The sequence below is a fragment of the Lentibacillus sp. Marseille-P4043 genome (genome assembly GCF_900258515.1).
In the GTDB taxonomy this organism is placed as follows: domain Bacteria; phylum Bacillota; class Bacilli; order Bacillales; family Amphibacillaceae; genus Lentibacillus_C.
Window position 1 is genome coordinate 240425 of record NZ_LT984884.1, and the last position, 25090, is coordinate 265514.

At 36.9% G+C, this 25090-nt stretch carries 26 protein-coding genes and 2 pseudogenes; 12 read left to right on the plus strand and 16 right to left on the minus strand.

Annotated elements, in window-relative coordinates:
- Nucleotides 1-69: 69 nt before the first annotated feature.
- Nucleotides 70-384, minus strand: a pseudogene (locus C8270_RS20580) (ABC transporter transmembrane domain-containing protein); the annotation flags it as partial.
- An 829-nt stretch (nucleotides 385-1213) separates the two neighbouring features.
- Between C8270_RS20580 and istA (C8270_RS01150) the strand changes: the two are divergent.
- The 7 genes and pseudogenes from istA (C8270_RS01150) (at nucleotide 1214) to C8270_RS01175 (ending at nucleotide 7745) form a co-directional block, all read left to right on the plus strand.
- Nucleotides 1214-2743, plus strand: a complete 1530-nt coding sequence (gene istA, locus C8270_RS01150) for an IS21 family transposase (protein ID WP_442785818.1) — start codon at nucleotides 1214-1216, stop codon at nucleotides 2741-2743.
- A 1-nt stretch (nucleotide 2744) separates the two neighbouring features.
- Nucleotides 2745-3491 (plus strand): IS21-like element helper ATPase IstB, encoded by a 747-nt coding sequence (gene istB / locus C8270_RS01155; protein ID WP_106494727.1) that lies wholly within the window; start codon nucleotides 2745-2747, stop codon nucleotides 3489-3491.
- Nucleotides 3492-3688: 197 nt separating this feature from the next.
- A complete protein-coding gene (locus tag C8270_RS01160; protein WP_106494729.1) occupies nucleotides 3689-3925 on the plus strand; it encodes a hypothetical protein in 237 nt (78 codons plus the stop codon).
- Between the two features lie 313 nt (nucleotides 3926-4238).
- The gene (gene istA, locus C8270_RS20355; RefSeq protein ID WP_234028455.1) at nucleotides 4239-5150 is read left to right on the plus strand and encodes an IS21 family transposase; all 912 of its coding nucleotides are present in this window, start codon (nucleotides 4239-4241) and stop codon (nucleotides 5148-5150) included.
- On the plus strand, nucleotides 5138-5584 hold the full coding sequence (locus C8270_RS20360) for a hypothetical protein (protein ID WP_234028456.1): 447 nt from the start codon (nucleotides 5138-5140) through the stop codon (nucleotides 5582-5584). The genes istA (C8270_RS20355) and C8270_RS20360 overlap by 13 nt, the downstream gene beginning before the upstream one ends.
- Nucleotides 5585-5848: 264 nt before the next feature.
- A pseudogene (gene istB, locus C8270_RS01170) lies at nucleotides 5849-6578 on the plus strand (IS21-like element helper ATPase IstB).
- Between the two features lie 624 nt (nucleotides 6579-7202).
- Nucleotides 7203-7745, plus strand: a complete 543-nt coding sequence (locus C8270_RS01175; protein ID WP_106494731.1) for a hypothetical protein — start codon at nucleotides 7203-7205, stop codon at nucleotides 7743-7745.
- A 718-nt stretch (nucleotides 7746-8463) separates the two neighbouring features.
- On the opposite strand, the gene C8270_RS01180 is transcribed toward C8270_RS01175, so the two are convergent.
- The 4 genes from C8270_RS01180 to C8270_RS01190 all read right to left on the minus strand — a co-directional run bounded on the left by C8270_RS01180 (nucleotide 8464) and on the right by C8270_RS01190 (nucleotide 10261).
- The gene (locus C8270_RS01180; RefSeq protein WP_106494732.1) at nucleotides 8464-8838 is read right to left on the minus strand and encodes a hypothetical protein; all 375 of its coding nucleotides are present in this window, start codon (nucleotides 8836-8838) and stop codon (nucleotides 8464-8466) included.
- Between the two features lie 70 nt (nucleotides 8839-8908).
- Entirely contained in the window at nucleotides 8909-9055 is a 147-nt protein-coding gene (locus C8270_RS19640; RefSeq protein ID WP_158701558.1) for a hypothetical protein, read from the minus strand.
- A gap of 136 nt (nucleotides 9056-9191) precedes the next feature.
- Nucleotides 9192-9884 carry an ATP-dependent nuclease gene (locus tag C8270_RS01185; protein ID WP_106494734.1) on the minus strand — a complete coding sequence of 231 codons (693 nt, stop codon included), beginning with the start codon at nucleotides 9882-9884 and terminating at the stop codon, nucleotides 9192-9194.
- On the minus strand, nucleotides 9869-10261 hold the full coding sequence (locus C8270_RS01190) for an AAA family ATPase (RefSeq protein ID WP_106494735.1): 393 nt from the start codon (nucleotides 10259-10261) through the stop codon (nucleotides 9869-9871). The genes C8270_RS01185 and C8270_RS01190 overlap by 16 nt, the downstream gene beginning before the upstream one ends.
- 319 nt (nucleotides 10262-10580) lie before the next feature.
- Between C8270_RS01190 and C8270_RS01195 the strand changes: the two genes are divergently transcribed.
- The gene (locus C8270_RS01195; protein ID WP_106494737.1) at nucleotides 10581-11231 is read left to right on the plus strand and encodes a site-specific integrase; all 651 of its coding nucleotides are present in this window, start codon (nucleotides 10581-10583) and stop codon (nucleotides 11229-11231) included.
- 91 nt (nucleotides 11232-11322) lie between these two features.
- Here the strand turns inward: C8270_RS01195 and groL are convergent, their stop codons facing one another.
- A complete protein-coding gene (gene groL, locus C8270_RS01200; protein ID WP_106494738.1) occupies nucleotides 11323-12957 on the minus strand; it encodes a chaperonin GroEL in 1635 nt (544 codons plus the stop codon).
- A 45-nt stretch (nucleotides 12958-13002) separates the two neighbouring features.
- Nucleotides 13003-13287, minus strand: coding sequence for a co-chaperone GroES (gene groES, locus C8270_RS01205; protein WP_106494740.1), 285 nt, complete (start codon nucleotides 13285-13287; stop codon nucleotides 13003-13005).
- Between the two features lie 512 nt (nucleotides 13288-13799).
- On the opposite strand from groES, the gene C8270_RS01210 reads away from it, so the two are divergent.
- Together C8270_RS01210 and C8270_RS01215 are read left to right on the plus strand one after the other, a co-directional pair.
- Nucleotides 13800-14513: a CPBP family intramembrane glutamic endopeptidase gene (locus C8270_RS01210; protein ID WP_106494741.1), complete on the plus strand. Its 714-nt coding sequence runs from the start codon at nucleotides 13800-13802 to the stop codon at nucleotides 14511-14513.
- Nucleotides 14514-14515: 2 nt separating this feature from the next.
- A complete protein-coding gene (locus tag C8270_RS01215) occupies nucleotides 14516-14716 on the plus strand; it encodes a YdiK family protein (RefSeq protein ID WP_106494742.1) in 201 nt (66 codons plus the stop codon).
- A 668-nt stretch (nucleotides 14717-15384) separates the two neighbouring features.
- Here the strand turns inward: C8270_RS01215 and C8270_RS01220 are convergent.
- Nucleotides 15385-16122 (minus strand): class I SAM-dependent methyltransferase, encoded by a 738-nt coding sequence (locus tag C8270_RS01220; protein WP_106494743.1) that lies wholly within the window; start codon nucleotides 16120-16122, stop codon nucleotides 15385-15387.
- A 197-nt stretch (nucleotides 16123-16319) separates the two neighbouring features.
- Here C8270_RS01220 and C8270_RS01225 point away from each other — a divergent pair, with 197 nt between their 5' ends.
- A complete protein-coding gene (locus C8270_RS01225; protein ID WP_106494745.1) occupies nucleotides 16320-16616 on the plus strand; it encodes a hypothetical protein in 297 nt (98 codons plus the stop codon).
- A 282-nt stretch (nucleotides 16617-16898) separates the two neighbouring features.
- On the opposite strand, the gene C8270_RS01230 is transcribed toward C8270_RS01225, so the two are convergent.
- From C8270_RS01230 to moaC, 3 genes are all read right to left on the minus strand, one after another.
- Nucleotides 16899-17765, minus strand: coding sequence for a DUF2268 domain-containing protein (locus C8270_RS01230; protein WP_158701559.1), 867 nt, complete (start codon nucleotides 17763-17765; stop codon nucleotides 16899-16901).
- 67 nt (nucleotides 17766-17832) lie between these two features.
- Entirely contained in the window at nucleotides 17833-18462 is a 630-nt protein-coding gene (locus C8270_RS01235) for a redox-sensing transcriptional repressor Rex (RefSeq protein WP_199794627.1), read from the minus strand.
- Nucleotides 18463-18473: 11 nt separating this feature from the next.
- The gene (moaC, locus tag C8270_RS01240) at nucleotides 18474-18959 is read right to left on the minus strand and encodes a cyclic pyranopterin monophosphate synthase MoaC (RefSeq protein WP_106494750.1); all 486 of its coding nucleotides are present in this window, start codon (nucleotides 18957-18959) and stop codon (nucleotides 18474-18476) included.
- 211 nt (nucleotides 18960-19170) lie between these two features.
- Between moaC and C8270_RS01245 the strand changes: the two genes are divergently transcribed.
- On the plus strand, nucleotides 19171-21096 hold the full coding sequence (locus C8270_RS01245; protein WP_106494752.1) for an ABC-F family ATP-binding cassette domain-containing protein: 1926 nt from the start codon (nucleotides 19171-19173) through the stop codon (nucleotides 21094-21096).
- Between the two features lie 255 nt (nucleotides 21097-21351).
- Here the strand turns inward: C8270_RS01245 and tsaD are convergent, their stop codons facing one another.
- Genes tsaD through thiL form a run of 5 tightly spaced genes read right to left on the minus strand, consistent with a single transcriptional unit; the run spans nucleotide 21352 to nucleotide 24964 of the window.
- Nucleotides 21352-22362: a tRNA (adenosine(37)-N6)-threonylcarbamoyltransferase complex transferase subunit TsaD gene (gene tsaD, locus C8270_RS01250; RefSeq protein ID WP_106494753.1), complete on the minus strand. Its 1011-nt coding sequence runs from the start codon at nucleotides 22360-22362 to the stop codon at nucleotides 21352-21354.
- Complete coding sequence (gene rimI, locus C8270_RS01255) at nucleotides 22355-22807, minus strand: ribosomal protein S18-alanine N-acetyltransferase (protein ID WP_106494755.1); 453 nt, start codon at nucleotides 22805-22807, stop codon at nucleotides 22355-22357. The genes tsaD and rimI overlap by 8 nt, the downstream gene beginning before the upstream one ends.
- Nucleotides 22800-23504: a tRNA (adenosine(37)-N6)-threonylcarbamoyltransferase complex dimerization subunit type 1 TsaB gene (gene tsaB, locus C8270_RS01260; RefSeq protein ID WP_106494756.1), complete on the minus strand. Its 705-nt coding sequence runs from the start codon at nucleotides 23502-23504 to the stop codon at nucleotides 22800-22802. Before tsaB ends, rimI begins: the two co-directional genes overlap by 8 nt.
- Nucleotides 23505-23537: 33 nt before the next feature.
- A complete protein-coding gene (gene tsaE / locus C8270_RS01265) occupies nucleotides 23538-23993 on the minus strand; it encodes a tRNA (adenosine(37)-N6)-threonylcarbamoyltransferase complex ATPase subunit type 1 TsaE (protein WP_106494758.1) in 456 nt (151 codons plus the stop codon).
- Between the two features lie 8 nt (nucleotides 23994-24001).
- Nucleotides 24002-24964: a thiamine-phosphate kinase gene (gene thiL, locus C8270_RS01270; protein WP_106494760.1), complete on the minus strand. Its 963-nt coding sequence runs from the start codon at nucleotides 24962-24964 to the stop codon at nucleotides 24002-24004.
- Nucleotides 24965-25090 lie beyond the last annotated feature (126 nt).

A 25090-nucleotide genomic window follows, 5' to 3' on the forward strand; every position in this document is an offset into this window, starting at 1 on the left:
GATTTCGGAGGCTTTAATAGTTTTTATCGAACCAAAATTATTCACAACCGTCTGAATAGGCTCGGTTAAATAGCCTAAATATGTTATCAATGCAATTAATGTTCCTATTGTTAGGTTACCGTTCAAAACCTTAAGGCCTCCAAAGTACATAATCCCACACATAATAATAAGGTAAAAAAAATTACCAAAAAGTAATATACTATATAAAATTTCCAGTTTAGTTACTGGTTTAATAATTTTTTCAAAGGAATGACTAACTCTTTGATAATCCCATTTCTCTTTGTTAAAAATGCGGATCTCTTTCGATAGCTTTATACTATTATTTACTGCGGACGTAATTTCTTCTAATTTGTTTTGTACATTATTAGATTCCTTTGTTACCTTTTTCCCTAGAACAAGCTAAAAATAGTAATCACTTGTTGCGTAATCGCTGTCCAATTAAATATTACTATGCTTCCATTAGTTTGTCAATTGAATTTTCAAACCATTCCGAATGGTGCTATTACTCCGAGTATATAATCTTAGTAAGAATTAGAAATCCAACTGCGCAATTAGGAAAAACTGGTTTGCAGAGTCATATAAAAAAGTATTACTATTTTTATGTGCTTTCCATTTCCCTAATACAACACATTGGCTAACAGCAAGTCACGGATGTTGGTGAAACGGCACATTTTTGCGGCTGGTCATTAAAAATATAACCATAAAGCCAACAATGTTTAAGATTACCTGAAAATATTGATTGACCTTCTACAAAAAATAGGCATAGGTATTATTCGACTGAATAAAAACCCGAATTTATTATATCTGAACAAGAAATTCTTCATTCACGATTAGGCGATCCGCAGGAAAGGAAAAATCAATTTTCGCACCGAAATCAATGGAATCGTCTATGATTTGAAGGTATCTCACCTTACAATGGAGATACCTAAAGGATAATAGCTCACAATGGTGTGGTGTATAGATGTATATGGTAACTTAAAATTGAACCACAATGACAATTGAAAATTGAGCCACCTTATTAGAAAATACCCTAGTATTACAATTTAATATTGGGGGAGTTTCGGGAGTGGTGACATTGAACATGAAACAAGAAATTATTNTGTATATGGTAACTTAAAATTGAACCACAATGACAATTGAAAATTGAGCCACCTTATTAGAAAATACCCTAGTATTACAATTTAATATTGGGGGAGTTTCGGGAGTGGTGACATTGAACATGAAACAAGAAATTATTAAAAGATATCTAAATGGAGAGAGCCAAAGAAGCATTTCAAAAGCAACTAAAGTCGCAAGGAATACGATAAAGAAATACATTGCGAAGTTTGAAGAAAGCAAACAGCAGGATATTCGACAGTTGCCGATTCCTGAAGACATTATGAGCGCACCAACGTATAAACCAAGAATCAGTAAAAAACGCGTCCTTACAGAGGAAATACAAGCGAAGTTACAACAATTCATTGCTGAAAATGAATGGAAAAAACAACATTACATGGCTAAACAACAAATGAAAATGATTGATATGTATGAAGCATTACGAGACGAAGGGTATAACATCGGCTATACAACGGTTAGAAATTATGTGAATGAAGAAACGGAGAAGAAGAGAGAAGTGTTTATTCGCAAGTATTGTGAACCAGGTGCAGAGGTTGAATTTGATTGGGGAGAAGTGAAATTAGAGATAGATGGAAAGATAGGAAGTTATTCGCTAGCTGTTTTTACGTTGCCATATAGTAATTATCGGTTTGCGAGATTATATGAATCGGAAACTCAAATATGTGTATTGGACGTACATGCGAAACTGATCGAACACTTGGATTTTATACCAGCAGTCTTTACTTACGACAACATGCGAACAGTGGTGAAATCATTTATTGGTAACGCAAAAACGATCACGGACCCAATGATCCAGATCTCGAACTATTATCAATTTCGTATCCGATTATGTGAAGCGAGAAAAGGAAATGAAAAAGGGCATGTAGAACGAAGTGTCGAGTTTATACGGCGGAAGGCATTTTCATCCATATACAAGTTCGAAAACATAACAGAAGCTAATCAACATTTAATTACTGTATTACAAACATTGAACCAGCGACTGCATCATGAATATAAGGAAAAGCATATCGACCTGTTGAAAAAAGAGAAAAAGACAGTGAAAAAGAATACAATTCACCCATTTGACGCAGCAGAATTGGTTGAATGCCGAGTAGATAAATACAGTACCATTGTGATTAAACAAAATCACTATTCTGTCCCTGAGGGACATGTGGGGAAATATATCCGTGCCAAGGTAGGGGCAGAGCATATTCGAATATTTATTGATGGTGAATTTGTGGCGGCCCATCCTCGAAATTGGGGGATTCATCAGTGGGAAATGGATATCTATCACTATTTGAAAACATTTGAAAAGAAAAAAGGTGCCCTGAATCAAAGTCAATGTATGAAGCAGGCACCAACCCATATTAAAAATATCTATCAACAGTATTATATCGGAAAAGAGAAAGATTTTCTAGAGCTACTCCATTTTATAAAGGAAAAAGATAATCTTGAGGAAGTATTAAAGGCCATTGAGCAATTGAAACAAGTCCGATTCGATTATATTTCAACAGAGCGAATTCAGTTTATATGTGAGCAATCAGACGGATCTCCAATGATCGAAGAAAATGATGATATAGCAAAACAAGCTGAATCGAATCTACGAGCTTATCAGGATCTTTTTTATACAACAGAAGGAGTAGTGTGAAATGGAACAACAAACAAAGCTAATTGAGTTATGTAAGGATTTAAGACTACCAAGCATTCGAAAAATGGTTCAGGATTCTAGCAATTTTAAACATCCAGAACGGGCATATGATGTATTACTTCAAGTATTAACACAGGAAAAAGCAGATCGATTAATTCGCGCAAAGCAAAACCGAATTAGGGCTGCGAATTTTCCACAAAAGAAATTGTTAGATGAATTAGTAGAAGAAGCATTACCAAAGCCAGCGCAACAAAAACTACCAGACCTAAAAACCCTATCCTTTATTAAAGAGGGCCGGAATGTCATTTTGACAGGCCCTCCTGGAACCGGTAAAACGCATCTAGCTATTGGGTTAGGAATGGAAGCATGTTTAGCCGGATATCGTGTTTTCTTTGCGACAGTGCCTTCTTTTATTAATCAATTGAAGGAACATCGCTCGGAACGCACATTACGATCATTTGAATTAAAATTTGAAAAGTATGATCTCGTAATATTGGATGAATTAGGATATATCTCATTTGATAAAGAAGGAGCTGAATTACTGTTTTCCCATCTATCCTTAAGGGCAGATCGAAAGTCAACGATCATCACCAGTAATTTGTCATTTTTAAAGTGGCAAGAGATCTTCCACGATGCCGTATTAACAGCAGCATTAACGGATCGTTTAACTCATAAGTCACACGTTTTAAATATGAATGGTACTTCTTATCGAATGAGAGAAACAGAAGATTGGATTAAAAATAACTAAAAAGTAAGTGGCTCAAAATTAAATTGCGATGTGGCTCAATTTTCACTTGCGAAATACATATAGATATGGAAGAAAGCCGTTGGTGCTGCTTACCAATAAACGAGTACGCAAAAAGGATGAGGTGCTCTCCATTTTAAAAGCTATATTATAGATAGCGCATCGAAGAAATGTTTCGCCTGCAAAAGCAGGAATTAGACTTGGAAAATATTCGGGTTAGTGGTCTACCTGAACTGAAAAGGATGTTTTCACTTGTATCGATGATGATCACCTTTATGTTGTTGAAAATAGAAGAGCAAAATGGATTTCTCCACTGTGTGATCAAACGGACGAAGGGCATTAAGGCACAGGGTCAAATTAAAATGTTTCTTTATCGCTTTTCAGCAAGAATAGAGGCCATATTGAAGAAAGACGTGTATGGCATGAGGCAATTTTAATACATGAAAAAATCAAAAGGCGCATGGCAACTAACGTTCCAACTTTGAGGTTACTAATTGAATAACTTGAAAAACATACGGAACGGTATGTTTTTTGTGTTGCCAAAGTTTCGCTATAGATTATAAAACCACCGAAATATTCCCTAAAGGTTATCCGGTTGATAAAAAGGAACCACTCCTAACCGAGTGTGACTGCTAAACTAGAGTAGACAGTTCTTGCTAGATAAAAAGAAACACTTATTTACCCAAATATACCAGCAAAATAAAAGACTCTTTCATTGTATGATGTTTATGTCTTACCAATAACACATCAATGGAGGGAACAGTAAAGGTGGGTAAGTGGGAAATGTATATGGAGATAAAACAGTTGATTAAGCAAGGCTTTAGTAAAACAAAGGTGGCGGAAAAGTTAGGAGTATCAAGATCAACAGTATATCGAAACTTAGAAAAGTCTCCTTCTGAGATGGCTGAATGGGTAGACTTCTTAAAAACAAGGAGGAAAAAGTTAGATCCTTATAAGGAGTTAATTCTTTCTTGGTTGAGGGAATACCCTAACATGTCAGCCGCACAAGTCCAAGATTGGCTAGAAGAAAAGTATGAAAGCTTGAAGATTGGCGAAAGTACGGTTCGTGCTTTTGTTAGAGAGTTAAGAGAAGAATATCAAATAGAAAAAGAAACATCACCTAGGGATTATGAAGCTATTCCGGATTTGCCGGTGGGAGAACAAATTCAAGTTGATTTTGGTCACACCAAACAAAAAACTTCTGATAATAAGGATGCAAAACTTAACTTTATTGCATTTGTTTTGGCTAATTCAAGATACAAATACCAAGAATGGTTAGATAGACCTTTTACAACACAGGATGTTATTCGAGCTCATAAAAATGCATTTAAATGGTTCGAAGGAATACCAAGAGAACTTGTATATGACCAAGATAGTTTAATAGTGGTAAGTGAAAACGGTGGAGATTTAATCTTAACAAAGGAATTTCAACAATATAAAGAAACTAGGAACCTAAAGCTTCATGTTCGTAGAAAAGCTGATCCTGAGAGTAAAGGAAAAATTGAGAATGTGGTAGGTTTTATAAAACACAATTTCGTTAAACATAGAGTGTTTCACAATATCGATTCCTGGAATGAGCAGGGTTGGCGATGGTTAAATAGGACAGGCAATTACAAGATTCACAACACTACAAAAAAAGACCAGTCGAAGTGTTTTCCTTAGAAAAGCAACACTTAAGACCGGTCACACAAGATATAGATCTTATAAACAATTATGAAAATAGTATAACAAGAAGTGTCCATAAGGACAATACAATTCGATATTTGTCTAACTGGTATTCCCTTTCACTTGGCACTTTTAACAAGTATGAAAATGTCTGTATAAAAGAGACTGAAGATAAGCATCTATTAGTCTATATTTATCAAACCGGTGAAATAATTGCAAAACATAAGATCCCGGAGGGAAAAGGACAGTTAGTTAAAGATAGAAATCACTCACGTGATAGAACTAAAGGTGTTGATGCCTTTATCGATACAGTTGCAAACCAGTTCGTAGATACTGAAATAGCTTATGACTATCTGGATGCCCTTAGAGAAAAATATCCTAGATATATTAAAGATCAATTAGATTGTATTAAGAGAAACGAAAAAGAATAATGAGAGTATTTTATCAGCCGCACTGCACGAATGTATCAAAAGGAGCTTATACAGTGCGACAGATTTCAGCGATATCGTTTCATACTTGAAACGACAACGACGTGTTGATGATACAGTAACCGACAACGATTAGATTGTGACACCGTTGAATAAAATTTCTGGATGGATTATGGAAACAGAAGCACAGAAAAGAAAAGTTGATACCTATACAGATATATTGGAAGGTGATTTAAATTGAGTCAGTTAAATCAGTTACAAGACTTGATGAGAAGCCTTCGATTAGCTGAAATAGCGAATCATCTTCCTACATTAATAAGAGAAGCTGAGGAAAAGGATTCTTCCTTTACTCAGTTCCTCTTAGATGTAGCAACATATGAGCAAAACCGTAGAGAAGAAAAACAACTAGAGAAACGATTTAAATGGGCAACATTTCCGTTTTACTTTAGATGAATATCATTTGAAAGAACAAAAATCATTGAGTAATAAGAAACTAAACCAACTCAAGGACTTAACATGGATTGTGCAATTGTACAATATTATTCTTCTTGGACCGCCAGGTGTAGGTAAGACGCATCTATCCATTGGATTAGGAATTGAGGCTTTAAACCAGGGTTACAAAGTGATATTTACAACCATGGGAGACCTTATAAGTGTGTTAAAGACAGAAGAAATTACTAGAAAATCAAAAACAAGAATGAACAGAATTAGAGAAGCAGATCTAGTCATTATTGATGATCTGATGTTTATGGCAATGGACAAACAAGAAGCAAATATGTTCTTTCATTTAATTAATGACCTTTATAACCAATCATCAATCATTTTGACTTCAGATAAAGGTCCAAAAGAATGTGGAGAACTATTAGGAGATCAAGCGATTACTACCGCAATATTAGATCGCATACTACACCGAGTGGAAATAATTCACTTGGATGAAGATAGTTGGCGAATGAAACATAGATCGACTATATTTGGTCAACAAAGTGTTTCAAATTAACGAGCAAAAATTGTGTTATTCTACTTGACGGTCACACCGAGAAAGGGTAAACTCAAAAACAATGAACTTGACAGTAGATGAACAGAAGTATACCATAACTTATAAAATGAATCAGTTGTCATATTACTAATATTAACCAATTTTGGCTTTAGGGAATAAACTTTAATCACTATTATGATTGCGATAATTAAATTTTTAGATAAAATAATAAACTGCATTTAGCTAAAATGTTACAGGGAAGTTTAAACAACAAACCAATTCTCGCAGGGACAATTGCTCATTGAGTTTTTGGAATTCTGCTAAGTGTACGTCATAGAAAGAACAATATGAATTTGATGAGAGAACGTTATTGAAGGAATACCACAAAAGAAATCAATACAGGCAACTTAATCTGTATATATGCTCTATTATTTCCGGAAAAGACTACACTAATAACGTAGTATTGAACATTCGGGCATAAGACTCAGCTTAGAACCTTTCCCTGCCTTCATCTGTAATACACAGGATGAATAATGTAAGGATTAGAGTGAATTAGAAGATTATATACTCCGCTCACTTCCGTTTCTACTACAATAGTTGGAAAAATTCCAAGAGATATTAAAGTTACATAAAGGGAGGGCTGGCATGCAAAAAAATTACGAGTCACGTCATATCTTTATTGCTATCAGCATTGTCATCGCTGTTGCTTCACCAATATTTCTGTTATTTGTACCCATAACGATTGCCAACAACATCCACTATACAACAGAAACCTGGTTTGTATTTCTATCTCCAGCCGTTTATCTCGTTTACGGTACCGGTTTTTTTCTTTTATTTGTTGCTGGACTTCTTCTTGCCATTTTTAATATAAAGAAGTTACCTATCCTGCTAAGCACTATATGTGTTGTGTTAAGTATATTTGTTTTCTATACTGCTTCCCAGCATTACGAAGCGATATCAGAAAAAGGTATATACTATCGACCTCTATTTTCGGAAAACAAATACGCTTATTCTTGGGATGATTTGACAAAAGTTATCCATCGCATGAAGCCTGATCGAAGCGCTTCTAAATATGAATTTATCTTTCAAGATGGCAATAGCATAACGATTGGCGAAAATGGATATTTTCAAGATATTAAGCAACAAATTTTTCATGAATTGGAAGAACGGAATATCAAAATCAAATAATTTTCAGGTGATTTAATATAATGCAAGTAGCTAAATCAAGAATGTATACTTATTATAACATTAAAGCAGAAGGATTTTAAGAAACAATGGAGTTGCCCTAACCATCTGGGGATTAGCTGTATTGTCCTAAAAGATGCTAAGAACAAGCAATAAGAATAACAGAATAAGTTTGGTGACTTTGCGTTATCCCTACTCTCAGATTATATTTAGTTTAACACATAATGGTATATATCAAACCGTTTTACTCTCGAAAAGAAAATGGCTGGTCCTCCGTGTCACTATGTTAGAGGACTCTCCATTTTCTTACTTATTTGTTGTCAGTTTGAATTTGGGAATCTAGATCATATCCTGTTTGATAATATTCTCATTTTATCTTATTCAGCTAGCCCCGTTTCGTTTCAGCGGACTGTTCAATTTCTTTCAAAGTATTCTACTATCCATTATTTATGTAAAATTATCTTAAAGGTTTTACCTTTTGAGCTTTAAGCCATTCCATTTGTTGTTGTAACATTTGAACCCTATTCTTTAATTCAGCCTTCTCTAACACAAGCAGTCTATTACTCTCTAACAACTTTGCGTTTTTATCACTTTCTGACTCCAAGTCTTCCCTTGATTTTTTATATCGTTCTTCAAGAAGCTTTCTTCCAGTTTAAGGCTTATTTTCGGCTTGATTAGCTAAACCAGTTACAACCTCTTGTAGTGCTATATTTTGCTCTTCTTAAATGTGTATGGCTTGGTCACAGCGTTGTTTTAGTTCTGGGTTGTTGTATATTGTCTTTCTAGCAATTTTAGCCATTTCGGCAATTTTGGAGATTGATAGCTTCTTTTTTTCACGTCTAAGAATTGAAATAGCTTGATCTATCTTCATCTTGAGCATTTCTTGTTGCTTATAACTTGCCACTATATTCCCCCCTATGGCAGGGTCTTTATAATTTGCATTATCTTCTTGACCCGAATAATTCATTTGCTTTTCAAGGTCTTCTATAATTTTTACTAAATAAGTCTCCATATGTCTTAATTTGCTTTCATATGGGCCTTCACTTGGAGTTCTGTCTAGTGCATTTCTCACTCTTTCCAAACGTCCTTTATGCATGTCAAGAAACTCTGGTGTCGTTAAAAAATTCCGACACCCTAAGCAAACGCCGTCACCAGCACAAGGTTCATTACATTGGATGGTGTAAGCACAAAATATGTGATAAAACTTGGATTTTCATAGCCTTACGAAGTTTATCAACCTGATCAGTCGTTTTACCTTTAAATGGGTTATGCTTTTTTAGTTTGTCTTTAATTTGTAGTGCTTTTTCCCCCATAATATAGCGCCTTCATTAAGAACCTCATTAAAACGTTTCTTCACTTCCTTTTGAAGTGGATGGGTGTAATGCTGTGTCCCGCGTATTGTTTTATGGTTCATAATTTCAGAAATTACCTCGATCGGTGTACCACCTTTTAAAAATTATTGTTATTTGGTAGATCATAAAGACTTTTATATGCCTCTCGAATTGCGTTAGGGTGTAAGCAAAGTTCTGGTTCATCTAATAATAATACATGTGGTCTTTCATCCCTTTTTTTCTTATTCTTACTTAATTCAGTTCCATTTACAAAACGAAGTGCAGCCCATAGAAGGGTTCTCCTAGCTCCACTTCCCTGCCTAGCTATAGAACTTTGATATCCTCCCTGTGGTCCCATTAGAAGTTGGGACTTTGCTTTAAATAAACTTATACTTTTCTCGAGCTCTTCTTCGGGTCTAGCATCAAATTTAACTTTATAACCAGGAAACACATTATCAATAATTGATGATAACTGCTCCTCCGCCTCCTCTATTTCATCTTTTGTATCCACCAAAACTTGTTCTTGCATTTCTTGAATTTTATTTAGTAATCTTTCATAGTCGGTATCCTCTTCTCCATTTGAATCTGTATTTTTTGTTGAAATATTTTTAACTCGCTCAGTAATAACGGAAGATAGTATTTTCGTAATCTCATTTGCTTGTTTCTCTGGATCTTCAAATGCTTCTACTAAATGAGGTTGTGGTCTTTGGGCATTTGCTATGTTAGGCGCTTCCCACGGTACATTATTGGACCAATCATCTAGCTCTATATCATATCCCCTTCTTATGGGTGCCCCTACATCTTTCCAAATCCACTGTTCGCGTACATATTTTCATTCGTCTTTTCATCAATCTTAATCCAACGTTGTCCAGGACTATTATCATGGACAACGGTATGTAATTCCATTTCAGGATAAGCCCCTTCGACAATTTTTCCATTAGGGAAATCATCAATTGTTAATTTATCCGCATTAGATCCATGAAACATTATAACCTCATAAGCTTTTAATATAGTGCTTTTTCCAGCGTTATTTGGGCCAACCAAAACTACTATATCGTCCAGTTCAATTTTAACTGGTTTATTCCCAATACACCGGAAACTTTTTATTATTAGTTTGCTTAATCTAGGTCTTGGAACATTTGGGTCCTTTGATTGCAAAGTTACTTGCGATTCAGTTTTCTTAGCCATAACTTTTCCCCCTACAAAATTAGATTTTACATATATTACTATTATGCCAGTAATATATGAATTTTCATTCTATTATAGGGGGGAGTATGACTAGCAAATTCTTCTGTCAACTAAGTTTTATCTATTCAAAACATTGATTCAACTTCATTAATATTTAATTAAACTCTGGATCGTCAGCGAGTAAATAGGGTTGATTCCAATTGAATAATTGCCGGAAACGTATCTTTCCCTAGCATCTAGTGTAAGAGTACGGGAAAAGGAAATAAAAATACTCAACAGATATTTCGCTAAAACACCTGTATCAGAAATAACCCATTATATGTTTCAAAATATGCTAATTGACTTGGATAAAGAAGGATATGCACATACAACAATTAGTGGCGTAAATACATGGGCTAATATGATCTTCAAGTATGGTATACGAAACAAACTAATGAAAGACAATCCGAGAATAGATGCCATCATACCAAAAAAAGCCATAACGATAGAAGACTTGGAAAAAAACACACTTGAAGAAACGTATTTTGAACAAAAAGAGTTATTAACATTTTTGGATGCAGTATTAAAAATAGGATTAGAACTAAACGTAGAGCGGTTTTACACACTAGCTTTTTCTGGAATGCGTCCAGGTGAGCTAGTTGCATTAAAGAAGTCGGATTTAGATTTTGAGAATAAAACTATTAGAATCAGCAAGACGCTTTATAGTGAAAATAACAATATGAAAGAATACGGACTTGAAACAACAAAAACGAATAAAGCCAGGACAATGACACCACATTCTTTCAGACATACACACATTTCTATGATGACAGAAGCTGGTGTTGATCTACACACCATGAAAAGGATTGGCCATGAAGATCCAGATACAACACTAAAAGTATATACACATGTTACTGAAAAGATGAAAATAAAATCGATTAATGGCATTACCTCAATGAATGGAGATTTGCTACAAAAATTATCTTTTTAAAAATAAATGTTACCTTTTTGTTACCTTTTCATTAAAAAACGGGATCTGCCCTTTGGCAAACCCCGTCATATCAAGCTTTATTTAATTAGCCTTACATCATGCCCGGCATTCCGCCGCCCATGCCGCCCATATCAGGCATTCCGCCGCCTGCATTTTCTTCAGGCAAGTCAGCAACAACTGCTTCAGTAGTCAAGAACATTGCTGCTACTGATGCAGCGTTTTGCAATGCATAACGAGTAACTTTAGTTGGGTCAACGATACCTGTCTCAACCATATCTACCCATTCGCCTGTTGCTGCATTAAAGCCAACGCCAACTTTTTCACCTTTTAGACGTTCTACAACGATCGAACCTTCAAGACCAGCATTGTGAGCAATTTGACGTACTGGTTCTTCTAGTGCACGAAGAACGATGCTTGCACCTGTTGCTTCGTCACCTTCAAGTGATAGTTCATTAACTTTAGCGTAAACGTTAATTAATGCTGTACCACCACCAGATACAATACCTTCTTCAACTGCTGCACGAGTTGAGTTCAGTGCATCTTCAATGCGTAGTTTACGTTCTTTTAATTCTGTTTCGGTTGCAGCACCAACTTTGATGACTGCTACACCACCAGATAATTTTGCAAGGCGTTCTTGTAATTTTTCTTTATCAAAGTCAGAAGTTGTTTCTTCTGCTTGTGCACGGATTTGCGTTACACGAGAAGAAATAGCTTCAGGATTTCCTGAACCTTCTACAACTGTTGTATTATCTTTTGTTACAACAACTTTTGAAGCTCGTCCTAATTGGTCAACAGTTGCATTTTTAAGATCTAAGCCTAGATCTTCGGTAATAACTTCTGCACCAGTTAATACAGCGATGTCTTCAAGCATTGCTTTACGACGATCACCAAAGCCAGGAGCCTTAACTGCAACAACATTGAATGTGCCGCGAAGCTTGTTCAATACTAATGTTGCAAGGGCTTCCCCTTCCACATCTTCCGCGATTAAAAGAAGTGGTTTACTTTGTTGTACAACTTGTTCAAGTACAGGAAGAATTTCTTGGATATTACCGATTTTTTTATCTGTAATTAAAATGTATGGATCGTCTAATACTGCTTCCATTTTATCTTGGTCTGTTACCATGTATGGAGATGAGTAGCCACGATCAAATTGCATCCCTTCAACTACTTCTAATTCCGTGTTGAAGCCTTTTGATTCTTCAATTGTGATAACACCATCATTACCAACACGTTCCATTGCTTCAGAAATAAGGTTACCAACTTCTTTATCATCAGATGAAACAGCTGCAACTTGTGCAATTGATTCTTTTGATTCGATTGGTTTTGAAATAGTTTTTAATTCTCCAACTGCTGCTTCAACCGCTTTTTCGATACCACGGCGAACACCTACAGGATTTGCTCCAGATGTAACGTTTTTCAATCCTTCACGAATCATGGATTGAGCTAATACGGTTGCAGTTGTTGTACCATCACCAGCAACATCGTTTGTTTTGGATGCTACTTCTGATACAAGCTGTGCACCCATGTTTTCGAACTGGTCTTCCAGTTCAATTTCTTTCGCAATAGTAACACCGTCATTTGTAATTAACGGAGAACCAAATTTTTTATCTAAAACAACATTACGACCTTTTGGCCCTAATGTTACCTTCACTGCATCTGCTAATGTATCTACACCGCGAAGCATCGCGCGACGAGCGTCTTCACTAAATTTAATTTCTTTAGCCATTTTTAAATGCCCTCCTTATAATTGAATGATAGGATATTTTTTTCGTTAGCCAATGATAGCTAAAATGTCATTTTCACGAAGAATTAAGTATTCTGTGCCTTCATATTTCACTTCTGTACCAGCGAACTTAGAAAAAATTACATGATTTCCCTCTGCAACCTCAAGGGCAACTTTTTCCCCATGTTCTGTTACACGACCAGAACCAACGGCAACAACTTTACCTTCTTGTGGTTTTTCTTTAGCAGAGTCTGGAAGTACAATACCGCTTGCAGTTTTCTCCTCTTGTTCAACAAGCTCGATTACAACACGATCTCCTAGTGGTTTTATCATGTAGACAACCTCCTTAATTCATTTCTATATTGTATTTTTTGATTTATTAGCACTCATGAATGTTGAGTGCTAATTCCACTTAATATAATAAATAATTCATTCTAAAAATGCAAGTAATCTAATTGCTTTTTTCCAATTTTTATTTGCTACAATTCTTCTTAAACCATACCATTATTATCAGGATAGAAAATATGCTAAAATACGTGTTAGTGTTTAAATTAATGCTTAAATGATGATTTTTTAATAGGTATGGTAAAGCATAAAATTTTGCTCTAATTTGTTCTTGAGCAGGATAAGCTACGTCCAGCTCCAGCGCCCAGCGACTAGCGAGACTTCCCTCACCTCCGTACGATAAGTCAACATCGGTTCGCTTCCGCTCACCGTGTTTCCTTTATCTCCTACGGCTCAGTCCAGTCCGTACGTCGCTAATCGGGCGCTTACGCTTTTGTTAATAGATGTCCACATCCTAGCATAAACTATTTTAATACTACTCATGAAGGGGTCGTTTCATTTTGACAAAAAGATATTGGTATGTCATTTTAACCTATATCATCATGCAATTCTCAGGGATCATTTTTGCTCCATTATTGTATATGACATCCCCATTAAGCAAATCTGATGCTGTTGTCTATTGGTCTATTTTCAGCTTTATTGCGGGGCTTGTCATTGTACTGTTATTAATGAAACCGGATATGAAAGCTGGTAGTGATCGTAACGCAACAGATATTGGGAATGGTGTTCTATGGGCTATTGGCGGTGTATTTATGGCCTACTTTTCTCAAGGCCTGGCATCACTGATTGAAACTGAATTCTTCGGCATAACAATAGGGTCAGAGAACACACAGATGATTATGGACATAACGCGTGCTACACCTTTGTTTATCATCATTCCAGCACTCGTAGCACCTATCTTGGAAGAAATAATTTTTCGGAAAATAATTTTTGGCGGTCTATATAAAAAGACAAACTTTTTTATTGCTGCACTGCTATCTGCTTTCATTTTTGCTATTATTCACGGGGAACCTGAACACATTTTAATCTATGGTTCGATGGGGTTTGTATTTGCATTTCTTTATGTAAAAACAAAGCGAATTATTGTGCCAATTATTGTTCACATGGCCATGAATTCCATTTCAGTAATTGTCCAACTCTCCCTATCACCGGAAGATATTGAAAAAATGATGCAACAATATGAACAGATGCAAATGATTTTTATTGGAGGCTAAACATGAGCACCTCACCAAAGACTATGGCCATTTTTTATTTTATAATGGGCTTATTATTTACGTTTATAGCTACACAAACGGTTGAAGATACTGTATGGAGTTTTCCAACGATCCTTCTTGCAATTTTCGCGACGCTTGACTTTGGTGTTTCTATACGATTGATGTCCATCCATTTTCGGTTAAAACATAAAAAGAAGAAGTAGCGCACTAGCTGCTTCTTCTTTTTAATAGGCTGTTTTCTAAAAGATTGGGGCTGCGATCACTCGCCCCACCGAAGCCATTTGTTGTTTTTGACACAATAGATATAAACTGTGCACTAATTACCGTTACGGAAATACACTTCGCTTTCCGGGGGCTTGAGATGAGCCTCCTCGTGAGAAAACCACTCACTTTGGTGTCTCATCGTCTTCGCTTTCCCCCAGGAGTCTACGTGTATTTCCTCCACTGGTGTTGTGATTTAAAAACTCATTACATTCAGCTATTGCTTGAGTTAATTTCTGTTCAAGGGTGAAAAAGTCTTGTGTAACGTTAGAATCCATGGCTTTTCCCTGTCGATAATCAGAGCACCACTACCAGCGGAGGCAGAATACGTAGACTCCTTGAAAATACAGATCAATTTTCTGCGTGCGATGTAACGCTGCCGAGGCTTTCCTTGTCCTGCGGGAACAGCACGAGTCTGAAGACCCCGCAGCGGCGGTTTTCCGTGAGGAGGCTGAAGCCGTGCCCGCGGAAAGCGAAGTATTCTGCCGGAGCGGAATTTAGGCATTGCATCATCATTGTTACGAAAGGAAATTTCACTACGTCGCACTTTATATCAACGACGAAATTAAAAAGCAACAAACATTACGAAAAGAGCCTTTTAATAAAATTACTATTTCATTGCTTTGTAGACGCTGTACTTTAATTGATTGGAAAACCTCTCTGCTAGCAGCTGATGTTTATCCCATATCTTATATAATGACGGGTCCATTGGTTTTGAAGGGTTTATTTCTGGTGACGAAGAGGAATCTTCCTGAAACGATTGATCATGTAACATTTCTTCCACCGTATTTTCTTTGACTACTTCAACGGAACGAAAGCCAACTGAACGAAACATAGCTTTCCATTCATCCTGCAAAGGTACTTCGTCGACCCCGTACACATCTCGAAACCCCTCGATTTCCTCCTTTGAAAAAGATTTACCCGCTGTCATTTCAAGATCCAGCAGAATTCCACCTTTTCTTAACAAACGTAAATATTCATTAGCAGTTTTCGTAATGTTGGTGAAGACCGTAACCGATTCAGCTATAATCAAATCGAAGGACTCCGCTAGCAAAGAACTATTTTCAATGTCTCCCTCAACTAAACGAACTGTAATATTTTCCTTGGCAAATCTCTTTTGTGCCTTCTCTATCATTAATGGGTGCAGGTCAAGTCCGGTTACTTTACAACCATAAGCTTGTGCTAAATAAGCCGCTGTTTGTCCTGTTCCACACCCGGCATCAAGTATGTTACAGGTTTGGTTGATTGGCACATCTCTTAACAATTTTTTTGTTAGAGCAATTCCACCTGGGTGAGCCCCACCAACCCCTAAAAAGGCTAAAAAATCATGATACGTATAATTTTTCATTTATGTCCCTCCCTTGTTCTTACCATTTTTTATTTATTAATAGATACTAAGGTTTTTGTCCAATCGGTAAAAAATTTAAAACATAAGGTATTACTAATAGTAGTGGAATTAATCCATTTCACTTCTTTGCATTTGTTTATCGTCATTTAACACCCATAATAAATCCATATTATTAACAGGAAAGGAGTTCATACAGGATGGCAGTAAGTCCTTTTTATCGGCAGTGTCTAGGATGTGTTGGACGCCCTGTCGGAATTAGAACAAGAGATGGTAGAATGCACCGGGGTGTTGTTACTAGAGTTAGCAACTCGCATGTCTTTCTTCGTCCACTAGAAGGCAGAAATCTGGGCGGATTCGGATATGGTTTCGGTGGATATGGTGGATATGGTAGATACGGCGGATACGGTGGTTATGGCGGATATGGTGGATGGGGTGCTGGCTGGGGAATTGCTCTAGCTACCATTGCTGCATTGTCACCATTATTTTTCTGGTAGTATTATAAAAGGTTGTTCAAAAAGTCACCAAATAATAAGCAGCGAATCTCTTCGTTGGCTTGCTTTTCCGCTCCTCATGTACCTATTTATGTACACTCCGGGGCTCAAAGCTACGCCGCCTCGACCTTCGACGTACAGGACGTGCTAGTGTCGACGTTGTCACAGGACGTGACGTACTTAGTCGGCCTTGCTTCTAATTTGGCATACTTTTTGAACACACATTATAAGCAGAAGACTGTCCGGCAAGGAATGGTATGAACCTTTGCTAGGACAGTCTTTTGGTTAAAACGAAAAATCAGATCCTTCTACTATTGTTTCGGCTGGTAAATGTAACGTTTCTTTTATGTGCGTTTGTTTATTTTTAATAAAAGAGGAAACCAAATGGTAGCCAGCGTTGTAACCCAGCCATTTCGGAACAAAGCCTCCCCCATATAGCAGTTCATTATGACGAGGATCCGCTTTCGACAACTTCATATTTGGCTTTAGCCACTTCCTCCAATAATTCAAGGCCGAATCAATGGGTCGTATGGTAGCCCATTTTGCCAAATGTTCTGTTCCCAAACGTTCCTGTACAGCCATTTCAGCCAAACCTTCCAAGACAATAGAATCCAAGAGTTTCATATTCTTTTCCTTTTTATCGAGATAATGCAGCCTGCAAACATGATTATATTCATGCGTAATAAGCGCCTGCAGTTCTTGCTGTGACATGGTTCCAGACACAAACAAGAACACTTTATCATGATGGGACACCCCAGACAACCCATTAAAATCCCGTTTTAACTGCCGATTATTGGAATCAGAAGGAAAAATAAATATCGGTATGTCGGGTCCTTCCCATTCCTTTTTTAATCGCATTAGCTCTACTCTTGCAATTTTCCATGGATTAACATTAGTTAAGGAATTGATAATACTTTCATCCTGCACATTTGGCAAAAAAAGGCCATGTTGTAGTAAATGATCATGGATTACCGATGATGAACTTCCTGGAAAGTAAGAAACGAGTTTTTCACTTATGCATTGTTTCTGATGCTCAATATTATTGACCCATGAACTTCCCTTAATTCGCAAATATTCCTTTAGCCATTCCCTCGTATCTTTAACTGCCATGTACAGTGTCTCAACTCTTTTCTCAAAATATAAATTGATCATTATACTGTATGATAGCAGGTCAAAACTGGTGAAAATATTGTACAATTGTTTGTAACTTATTTCACGGCTAATCTAATGGATAGTGCTTTAAAAAATAAACCAATGCTTGCAGTTCCACAGCTAAATCAATATGATGCACCCGAATATTATCTGGAACAGTTATTCGTGCCGGTGTGAAGTTAAGGATCCCCGAAATCCCTTGCTTGACAAGTCGTTCGGTAATTCCTTCAGCTTCATTGGCAGGAACTGTTAAAATCGCAACTTGAACACCATTAATTTTTTCCTCTAAATCGTTGATATGGTATACAGGAACTCCACCAACTTCTGTTCCTACTTTTGTCTCATTCGTATCAAATGCCATTACAATTTTTGTATTATTACTTCGCATAAAGTTATAATGTAAAAATGCTGTACCAAGATTCCCTACGCCGATTAAAGCCACTTCTGTTACTTCATCTTGGTCGAGCGTCTTGCGGAAAAAGCCCAGTAAATATTCTACATTGTAGCCATATCCTTTTTTTCCTAACGCACCAAAATAGCTAAAATCGCGGCGAATTGTTGCTGAATCAACTTTAACAGCTTCACTCAGCTCTTTTGATGACACCCTCTTCTTGCCTTGATGATGTAAATTATTTAAAAACCGATAATATAATGGCAGCCGCTTTGCAGTAGCTTGCGGAATTTTATGCTGTTCCATTATTATCCCCCCTAGCTTTCTCGATAGTAATCACCGGATTTGCCACCTTTTTTCTCTAGTAAAAAAGTTTCTCCAATGACCATTCCTTTATCAAGTGCCTTACACATATCGTAAACTGTCAGGGCTGTTGCTGAAGCTGCAGTTAATGCCTCCATTTCAACCCCTGTACTTCCCTTCGTTTTTACAAAAGCTTCTATTTGTAATACAAACATATCCGCTGTAATCTGCCAATCAAACGATATGTCAATGCCTTTTAATTGTAATGGATGACACATTGGAATCCAATCTGATGTCTTTTTAGCAGCCATAATCCCTGCTACTTGGGCAACGGCTAACACATCGCCTTTTTTTATCTCATTATCATTAATTTTATGATAGATTTCTTCTGTGACTTGAATACTTGACCTTGCAAAGGCGGTTCGTTCCGATTCTTGCTTTTCACTTATATCAACCATCCGCGCTCTGCCTTGTTCATTAAAATGTGTGAAATTTGCCATATACTCATCTCCATTTCACTTCGTACTTATACATCTTAGTTTATCAGAAAAAATTCGATAAGTCGTGATTAAATTCACAAATAAATTGCTTGCATTAAAAGCCTTGAAGCTAGACGTGGCTTCTCCTATACTTGACGTCATTATAATCTAAATTATTATACTTCCTTACTCGTTCACAATACGATACACTTAAAAGGATGAGGTGAACGAAATGATTATCATGCAATTAAACGGAATATCAAAATCCTTTGGTGCAGAAAAAATATTATCTACTATAAAACTCGAAATAAAACAAAAAGATCGAATTGCTATTGTTGGAAGAAACGGTGCTGGTAAGTCGACACTACTTAAAATTATGGCGGGTGAATTAAGCTATGATGAAGGTGAAATACATAAGCCGAAGGACCTGTCCATCGGCTACTTATCCCAGCATACTGGGCTCGAATCAGACAAAACCATTTGGAATGAAATGCTTGACGTGTTCCAACATTTAATTGATCAGGAAAAGGAACTAAGACTGTTAGAACGCGAAATGGAACAAGCATCTTCTTTATCAACAGCAAACTACGAGCAACTTTTACATGATTACGATAAGAAACAACAGGCATTTGAAGCTGGTGGAGGCTATCGCTATGAAGCAGATATTAAGGCAGTCTTGACCGGACTCCATTTTCAGGATTATGACTATGAAACACCAATCCATGAACTAAGTGGCGGACAAAAAACACGCTTAGCCTTAGGAAAATTACTATTAAAGAAACCTGAACTATTAATTTTAGATGAACCGACAAATCATCTGGACATTGATACACTAGCATGGCTTGAAAATTATTTGGCTAATTATCCGGGAGCAGTTACAATCGTGTCCCACGACAGGTACTTTTTGGATAAAACCGTCACGATTGTATACGAAATATCCTATCATCGAACGAAAAAATATCATGGGACATACAGCAAATTTCTCGAGCAGAAAGCATTAAATTTTGAGCAGGATATGAAAGAGTTTGAAAAACAGCAAACAGAGATTAAAAAGATGGAAGAATTTATTCAAAAAAATATCGTTCGTGCATCCACAACCAAACGAGCCCAGAGCAGACGGAAGCAGCTTGAAAGAATGGATAAATTGGAAAAACCAGCTGGTGAGGAATCGTCTGCATCCTTTTCCTTCCAAATCACCCGGCGAAGTGGAAATGACGTATTAAAAATCGATGACCTATCATTTCGATATGAAGACAGCGGAGAGGACTTGTTTTCCAATGTAAAAATTCATGTAAATCGCGGGGATCGGATTGCACTTGTTGGTCCAAATGGTGTTGGTAAAACTACTTTACTCAAGACGATTTTAGGGAGACTGAAACCGAGCCGTGGGACAATCCAACTTGGAACAAACGTTCAAATTGGCTATTACGATCAAGAACAGATGACTCTAACACCATCAAAAACCATTTTACAAGAATTATGGGACGAACATCCTACGGTAAATGAAAAAGATATTCGCACCGTTTTAGGTAATTTTTTATTTTCAGGTGACGATGTTTTAAAACTTGTCCATTCCCTTAGTGGTGGGGAAAAGGCACGATTATCATTGGCCAAATTAATGATGCAAAAAGCCAATTTATTAGTACTGGATGAACCGACAAACCACTTGGACATCGACAGCAAGGAAGTATTGGAAGCGGCACTAATCGATTTTCCAGGGACTATCATATTTGTATCCCACGACAGATATTTTATCAATAAAATTACAGACCAGGTTGTGGAAATGCAGCAAGATGGCGCTACTGTTTATTTAGGCGATTATGATTATTATATGGAGAAAAAAGAAGAGGAAGCTGAACGTGCAAGACTGCGACAAACCGCAGAAGTAATGAACAAAAAAGATCAAAGTAATTTAAGCTTTAAAGAAGAAAAAAAGCTTCGCAGTGAACAACGAAAAAAAGAACGTAAAATAACGGAACTAGAAGATACAATAGAACAACGTGAAAATGAACTTGCTGAACTCGAGCAAAAAATGACCGAACCAGAAATTTACCAAGATCATGAAAAAGCATTGGAACTGACAAAGCAAACGGGGGAAATTAAGCAAGAAATCGAACAACTTATGGAAGAATGGACCGCATTACAAGAGGATGAATAACAAAAACCGGGATAACCCGGTTTTTTTGTATTAATTTTTTATTGATCAAACGTTTGATTACAAATATAATACTGTCTTATTAAGTAATCCACAATGTTATACACATAAAAAGCACTATTATAATTAAAATCATTACGGTTATTCACATTATCCACAACTAAAACGATAGTTGTCCACAGTTTTTATCCACATAATCAATATAAAAGTATTAGGCTTTTTCTAGAAGATATACACATACTTGTTGATAACCTGTTATTAACTTAATACTAACGATGGGTTTGCATTCAAATCCAATCCTGACCGCTTACCTTGCTCATAGGAAATGGTCCCAGCAGCTGCAATCATTGCTGCATTATCAGTACAAAGGTTTAAAGGTGGAATCGACAATGGAATTCCTGTATTAGAAAAACACTGTTGGATAGCCCCACGTAAGCCTTTATTCGCAGCAACACCCCCAGCAACAATAACTTGTTTTACATCATATTGTTTAGCTGCTTTAAATGTCTTTTCCGTTAATACTTCAACAACACTTGCTTGAAAACTTGCAGCGATATCTTCCCTTTTCAGTTCTTCACCGCGTTGTTTCGCATTGTGGATTGTGTTAATAACGGAAGATTTTAATCCACTAAAACTAAAATCGTAACTACCGTCTTCTAGCCATGCACGCGGAAATGAAATGCTCTCACTGCCGATACTTGCTAACCGATCAATCTGCGGGCCACCAGGATAGGGTAGATCCAGCATACGAGCAACTTTATCATATGCCTCCCCAGCTGCGTCATCACGCGTTTCACCAATTACTTCAAAATGGCCATGTTCCTTCATTAAGACAAGCTCCGTATGCCCACCAGATACAACCAAAGCCAGTAATGGAAACTGGAACTCTTGTTCAAAACGGTTCGCATAAATGTGCCCGGCAATATGGTGAACTCCTATGAGAGGTTTTTGCTTGGCAAATGCCACTGCTTTTGCTGAATTAACCCCAATTAATAATGCCCCAACTAAGCCAGGACCTTCTGTTACTGCAATCGCATCAATTTCATCCCAAGTAATAGCTACTTGTTCAAACGCTTCTTCTAGAACGACTGTCATTTGTTCCACATGGTGTCGTGAGGCTATTTCAGGCACAACCCCACCAAAACGTTTATGACTTTCAATTTGTGATGCCACCACATTTGAGATTATTTCCGTCCCATTTTTAACAATAGCTACAGCTGTTTCATCACAACTCGTTTCAATTCCTACTATATAATTATCTTTATCCATATAAATTCACCCACATGACAATTGCATCCTCCTGGTTATCTGTATAATAATTTTTCCGAATACCTCCAGGAACAAGACCAAACTTCCGATACATTCGTTGAGCAACAATGTTGGATGTCCGTACTTCCAACGATAAACGACGACCGCCAAGACGTATAGCCTGTTCCATTGTGTAGTGGAATAGCTTTTCCCCTAGTTTATTCCCTCGATAATCAGGCGTAACTGCAATATTTGTTATTTGTGCATCATCGATCACTACCCAAAGACCAGCATAGCCAATAATCTTTTGATCCAATTCCAAGATAAAGTAATGGGCAAACTGATTTTCAACAATCTCCTGCTCAAATATATCTTTTTCCCATGGGTTTTCAAATGATGCCTGTTCTACCTCAAAAACTTGATCTATATCGTTATATTCCATTTTCCGAATCACTAGTTCAGCCATTATTTTGTTCCTTCTGTGCTTTAAGCCATTTAGCTTCTGCTTCAGCTAAACGTAAGTAATTAGGTATTAACGTATGTGTATTATCTGGCTGTTTCGTAAGCCCAGCCAATCCCAAATGAGATGGTTTGGCTAAATGATACGGACCTTGTGGGATAACAGCAAGATTGCCCATATATTCCATAATCACATCTTCGTATAAATGAATATCCGGACTTAGGAAAAGCACTTTCTTTCCATCCATTTGTAATTGCTCTAACCAGTCTGTCATGCTTATATTTTGCTCATTTTTTACAAGTGTCATTTTATCTTCATCCCATTGATATAAACCTGTATAAACATTCGAGCGTCTTGCATCAAAAAAAGGACAGACAAACATGTTTAAAAAACATCCCTGATACGCTAGTGTTTCTAAACTGGAGATACCGACGACTGGAATATCCAGAGCCCATGCTAATGATTTGGCTGTTGCAAGACCAATTCGTACACCTGTAAATGAGCCAGGGCCTTTCGCAACAACAATTTTATCCAGCATATCTGGTGTCATATTTGTTTCTTTCATCAGTTGGTCAATTGCAGGCATTAAACGAACTGAATGATTCTTTTTAATATTTGTGACCAATTCACCGATAATAAGCTCGTCCTTTAGTATGGCAACACCTAATACTTGGTTTGATGTATCGATAGCTAATATATTCATTCAAGTAACTCCCTGTTTTCATAAGTAATTTTCCTACCCAATTAATTGATCTACAACTAATTCGAAATGGGTACCCTTAGGAGTAAACGCCAATAAACGCGAATGCTCGTCAAGATATGTAATGTTTATATTTAAATGCTCGGGTGGTAAAAAATCCTCGATAAACTGAGCCCATTCCACAATCGAGATGCCCTCCCCATTAAAATACTCCGAAAAACCAATATCTTCATCAGAATCCTCTAATCGGTAAACATCCATATGATAAAGCGGAAGCTCCCCAACATATTCCTTAATGATTGTAAACGTTGGACTATTTACAGTCCGCGTAACACCGAGTCCCCTGGCAATCCCTTTTGTAAGGGTTGTTTTACCAGCACCCAGATCTCCTTCTAATGTAATCACATCCCCCGGCTTTAATAACACTGCAAGCTTCTCAGCTAATTGCATTGTTTCTTGTTCCGAATGTGTTTTGATTTGATTCTCCTGCATTGTTTCACCTACTTAAAATGTGTATATCCTTGTTTTTTCAATACAACACGCTGACCTTTTTCTTGTAAATAAACAAGATTGGTCTGCTTATTATCTACATAGCCAATTTCCGTAACCTTTGTGTTTGTTTGTTCAGCTAGTTGTTTAATTAATGGCCAATCACTTTTAGCAACTGTTCCGATCAGTTCAAAATCTTCCCCACCAAAAAGCTGCCAATTTCGTTGCTGATCAACACTAAACTGATGAAAAGCCGCACTTCTTGGTAATTTATCATAATCTAAAACAATTGAAACCTCGGATGCCTCCGCAATTTCCGCAGCCTCATTTGCAATCCCATCACTTACATCATTGAGTGCTATTCGTGATAGTTGTCTTAATTCATGGGAAAACGTAACACGTGGTGAAGGCAATCGATGTTTGTTCATATAATATTCCTTGTCTGTGTACTGCCCAGGCTGAGTTAAAATATGAAAACCAGCCCGAGAATCTCCTAATGTACCAGTAACAAAAACGATATCCTCTATCTCTGCGGAACTCCGGTAACGCGCCTTATTCTTATCTACATACCCAATAACTGTAATAGAAATTGCTAACTCGTTTCCAGAAACAGTATCTCCACCGATTAAATCCACTTTATAATTATTTGCCAGCATTCGCATCCCCTGGTAAATTTGTTGCAGTTCTTCATCTGACCAATGTGGTGGAATGACAATGGACACCAAATAAAATGCCGGCATGGACCCCATCGCAGCCATATCGCTAACGTTTGCGGCAAGCACCCTATGACCTATATGAAACGGCTCCATTGTTTTACGGGAAAAATGAACGTTTTCCACAAACGTATCCACTGTCGTTACAACATCCTGACTGGTTTGGCGAAAAACTGCTGCATCGTCCCCAATCCCCTTTAATAGGGAAGATTGTTTATATGAAGTTTGTTTAATTGAATTAATAAACGTAAACTCATCCATGAATATCACCCAGTTTCATTTTTCGACTATATTAATGATAGCAAAAAGACTATAAAAAGGAAAAAATAATACCACCCCAATAATTAACACTCTACCCCAAAGTGTTCACATTGAAGAGGATTAGTA

Excerpts from the sequence above, each read along its gene's own strand:
- istB (WP_106494727.1), top strand. The coding sequence starts at position 2,745 with ATGGAACAACAAACAAAGCTAATTGAGTTATGTAAGGATTTAAGACTA.
- groL (WP_106494738.1), bottom strand. The coding sequence starts at position 12,957 with ATGGCTAAAGAAATTAAATTTAGTGAAGACGCTCGTCGCGCGATGCTT.
- C8270_RS01245 (WP_106494752.1), top strand. The coding sequence starts at position 19,171 with ATGATTATCATGCAATTAAACGGAATATCAAAATCCTTTGGTGCAGAA.
- C8270_RS01215 (WP_106494742.1), top strand. The coding sequence starts at position 14,516 with ATGAGCACCTCACCAAAGACTATGGCCATTTTTTATTTTATAATGGGC.
- rimI (WP_106494755.1), bottom strand. The coding sequence starts at position 22,807 with ATGGCTGAACTAGTGATTCGGAAAATGGAATATAACGATATAGATCAA.
- thiL (WP_106494760.1), bottom strand. The coding sequence starts at position 24,964 with ATGGATGAGTTTACGTTTATTAATTCAATTAAACAAACTTCATATAAA.
- istA (WP_234028455.1), top strand. The coding sequence starts at position 4,239 with ATGGAGGGAACAGTAAAGGTGGGTAAGTGGGAAATGTATATGGAGATA.
- C8270_RS01175 (WP_106494731.1), top strand. The coding sequence starts at position 7,203 with ATGCAAAAAAATTACGAGTCACGTCATATCTTTATTGCTATCAGCATT.
- C8270_RS01230 (WP_158701559.1), bottom strand. The coding sequence starts at position 17,765 with ATGATCAATTTATATTTTGAGAAAAGAGTTGAGACACTGTACATGGCA.
- tsaB (WP_106494756.1), bottom strand. The coding sequence starts at position 23,504 with ATGAATATATTAGCTATCGATACATCAAACCAAGTATTAGGTGTTGCC.
- groES (WP_106494740.1), bottom strand. The coding sequence starts at position 13,287 with ATGATAAAACCACTAGGAGATCGTGTTGTAATCGAGCTTGTTGAACAA.
- C8270_RS01225 (WP_106494745.1), top strand. The coding sequence starts at position 16,320 with ATGGCAGTAAGTCCTTTTTATCGGCAGTGTCTAGGATGTGTTGGACGC.
- C8270_RS01180 (WP_106494732.1), bottom strand. The coding sequence starts at position 8,838 with ATGCATAAAGGACGTTTGGAAAGAGTGAGAAATGCACTAGACAGAACT.
- C8270_RS01190 (WP_106494735.1), bottom strand. The coding sequence starts at position 10,261 with ATGGCTAAGAAAACTGAATCGCAAGTAACTTTGCAATCAAAGGACCCA.
- tsaD (WP_106494753.1), bottom strand. The coding sequence starts at position 22,362 with ATGGATAAAGATAATTATATAGTAGGAATTGAAACGAGTTGTGATGAA.
- moaC (WP_106494750.1), bottom strand. The coding sequence starts at position 18,959 with ATGGCAAATTTCACACATTTTAATGAACAAGGCAGAGCGCGGATGGTT.
- C8270_RS01220 (WP_106494743.1), bottom strand. The coding sequence starts at position 16,122 with ATGAAAAATTATACGTATCATGATTTTTTAGCCTTTTTAGGGGTTGGT.
- tsaE (WP_106494758.1), bottom strand. The coding sequence starts at position 23,993 with ATGCAGGAGAATCAAATCAAAACACATTCGGAACAAGAAACAATGCAA.
- C8270_RS01235 (WP_199794627.1), bottom strand. The coding sequence starts at position 18,462 with ATGGAACAGCATAAAATTCCGCAAGCTACTGCAAAGCGGCTGCCATTA.
- C8270_RS19640 (WP_158701558.1), bottom strand. The coding sequence starts at position 9,055 with ATGGGGGAAAAAGCACTACAAATTAAAGACAAACTAAAAAAGCATAAC.
- C8270_RS01195 (WP_106494737.1), top strand. The coding sequence starts at position 10,581 with ATGTTTCAAAATATGCTAATTGACTTGGATAAAGAAGGATATGCACAT.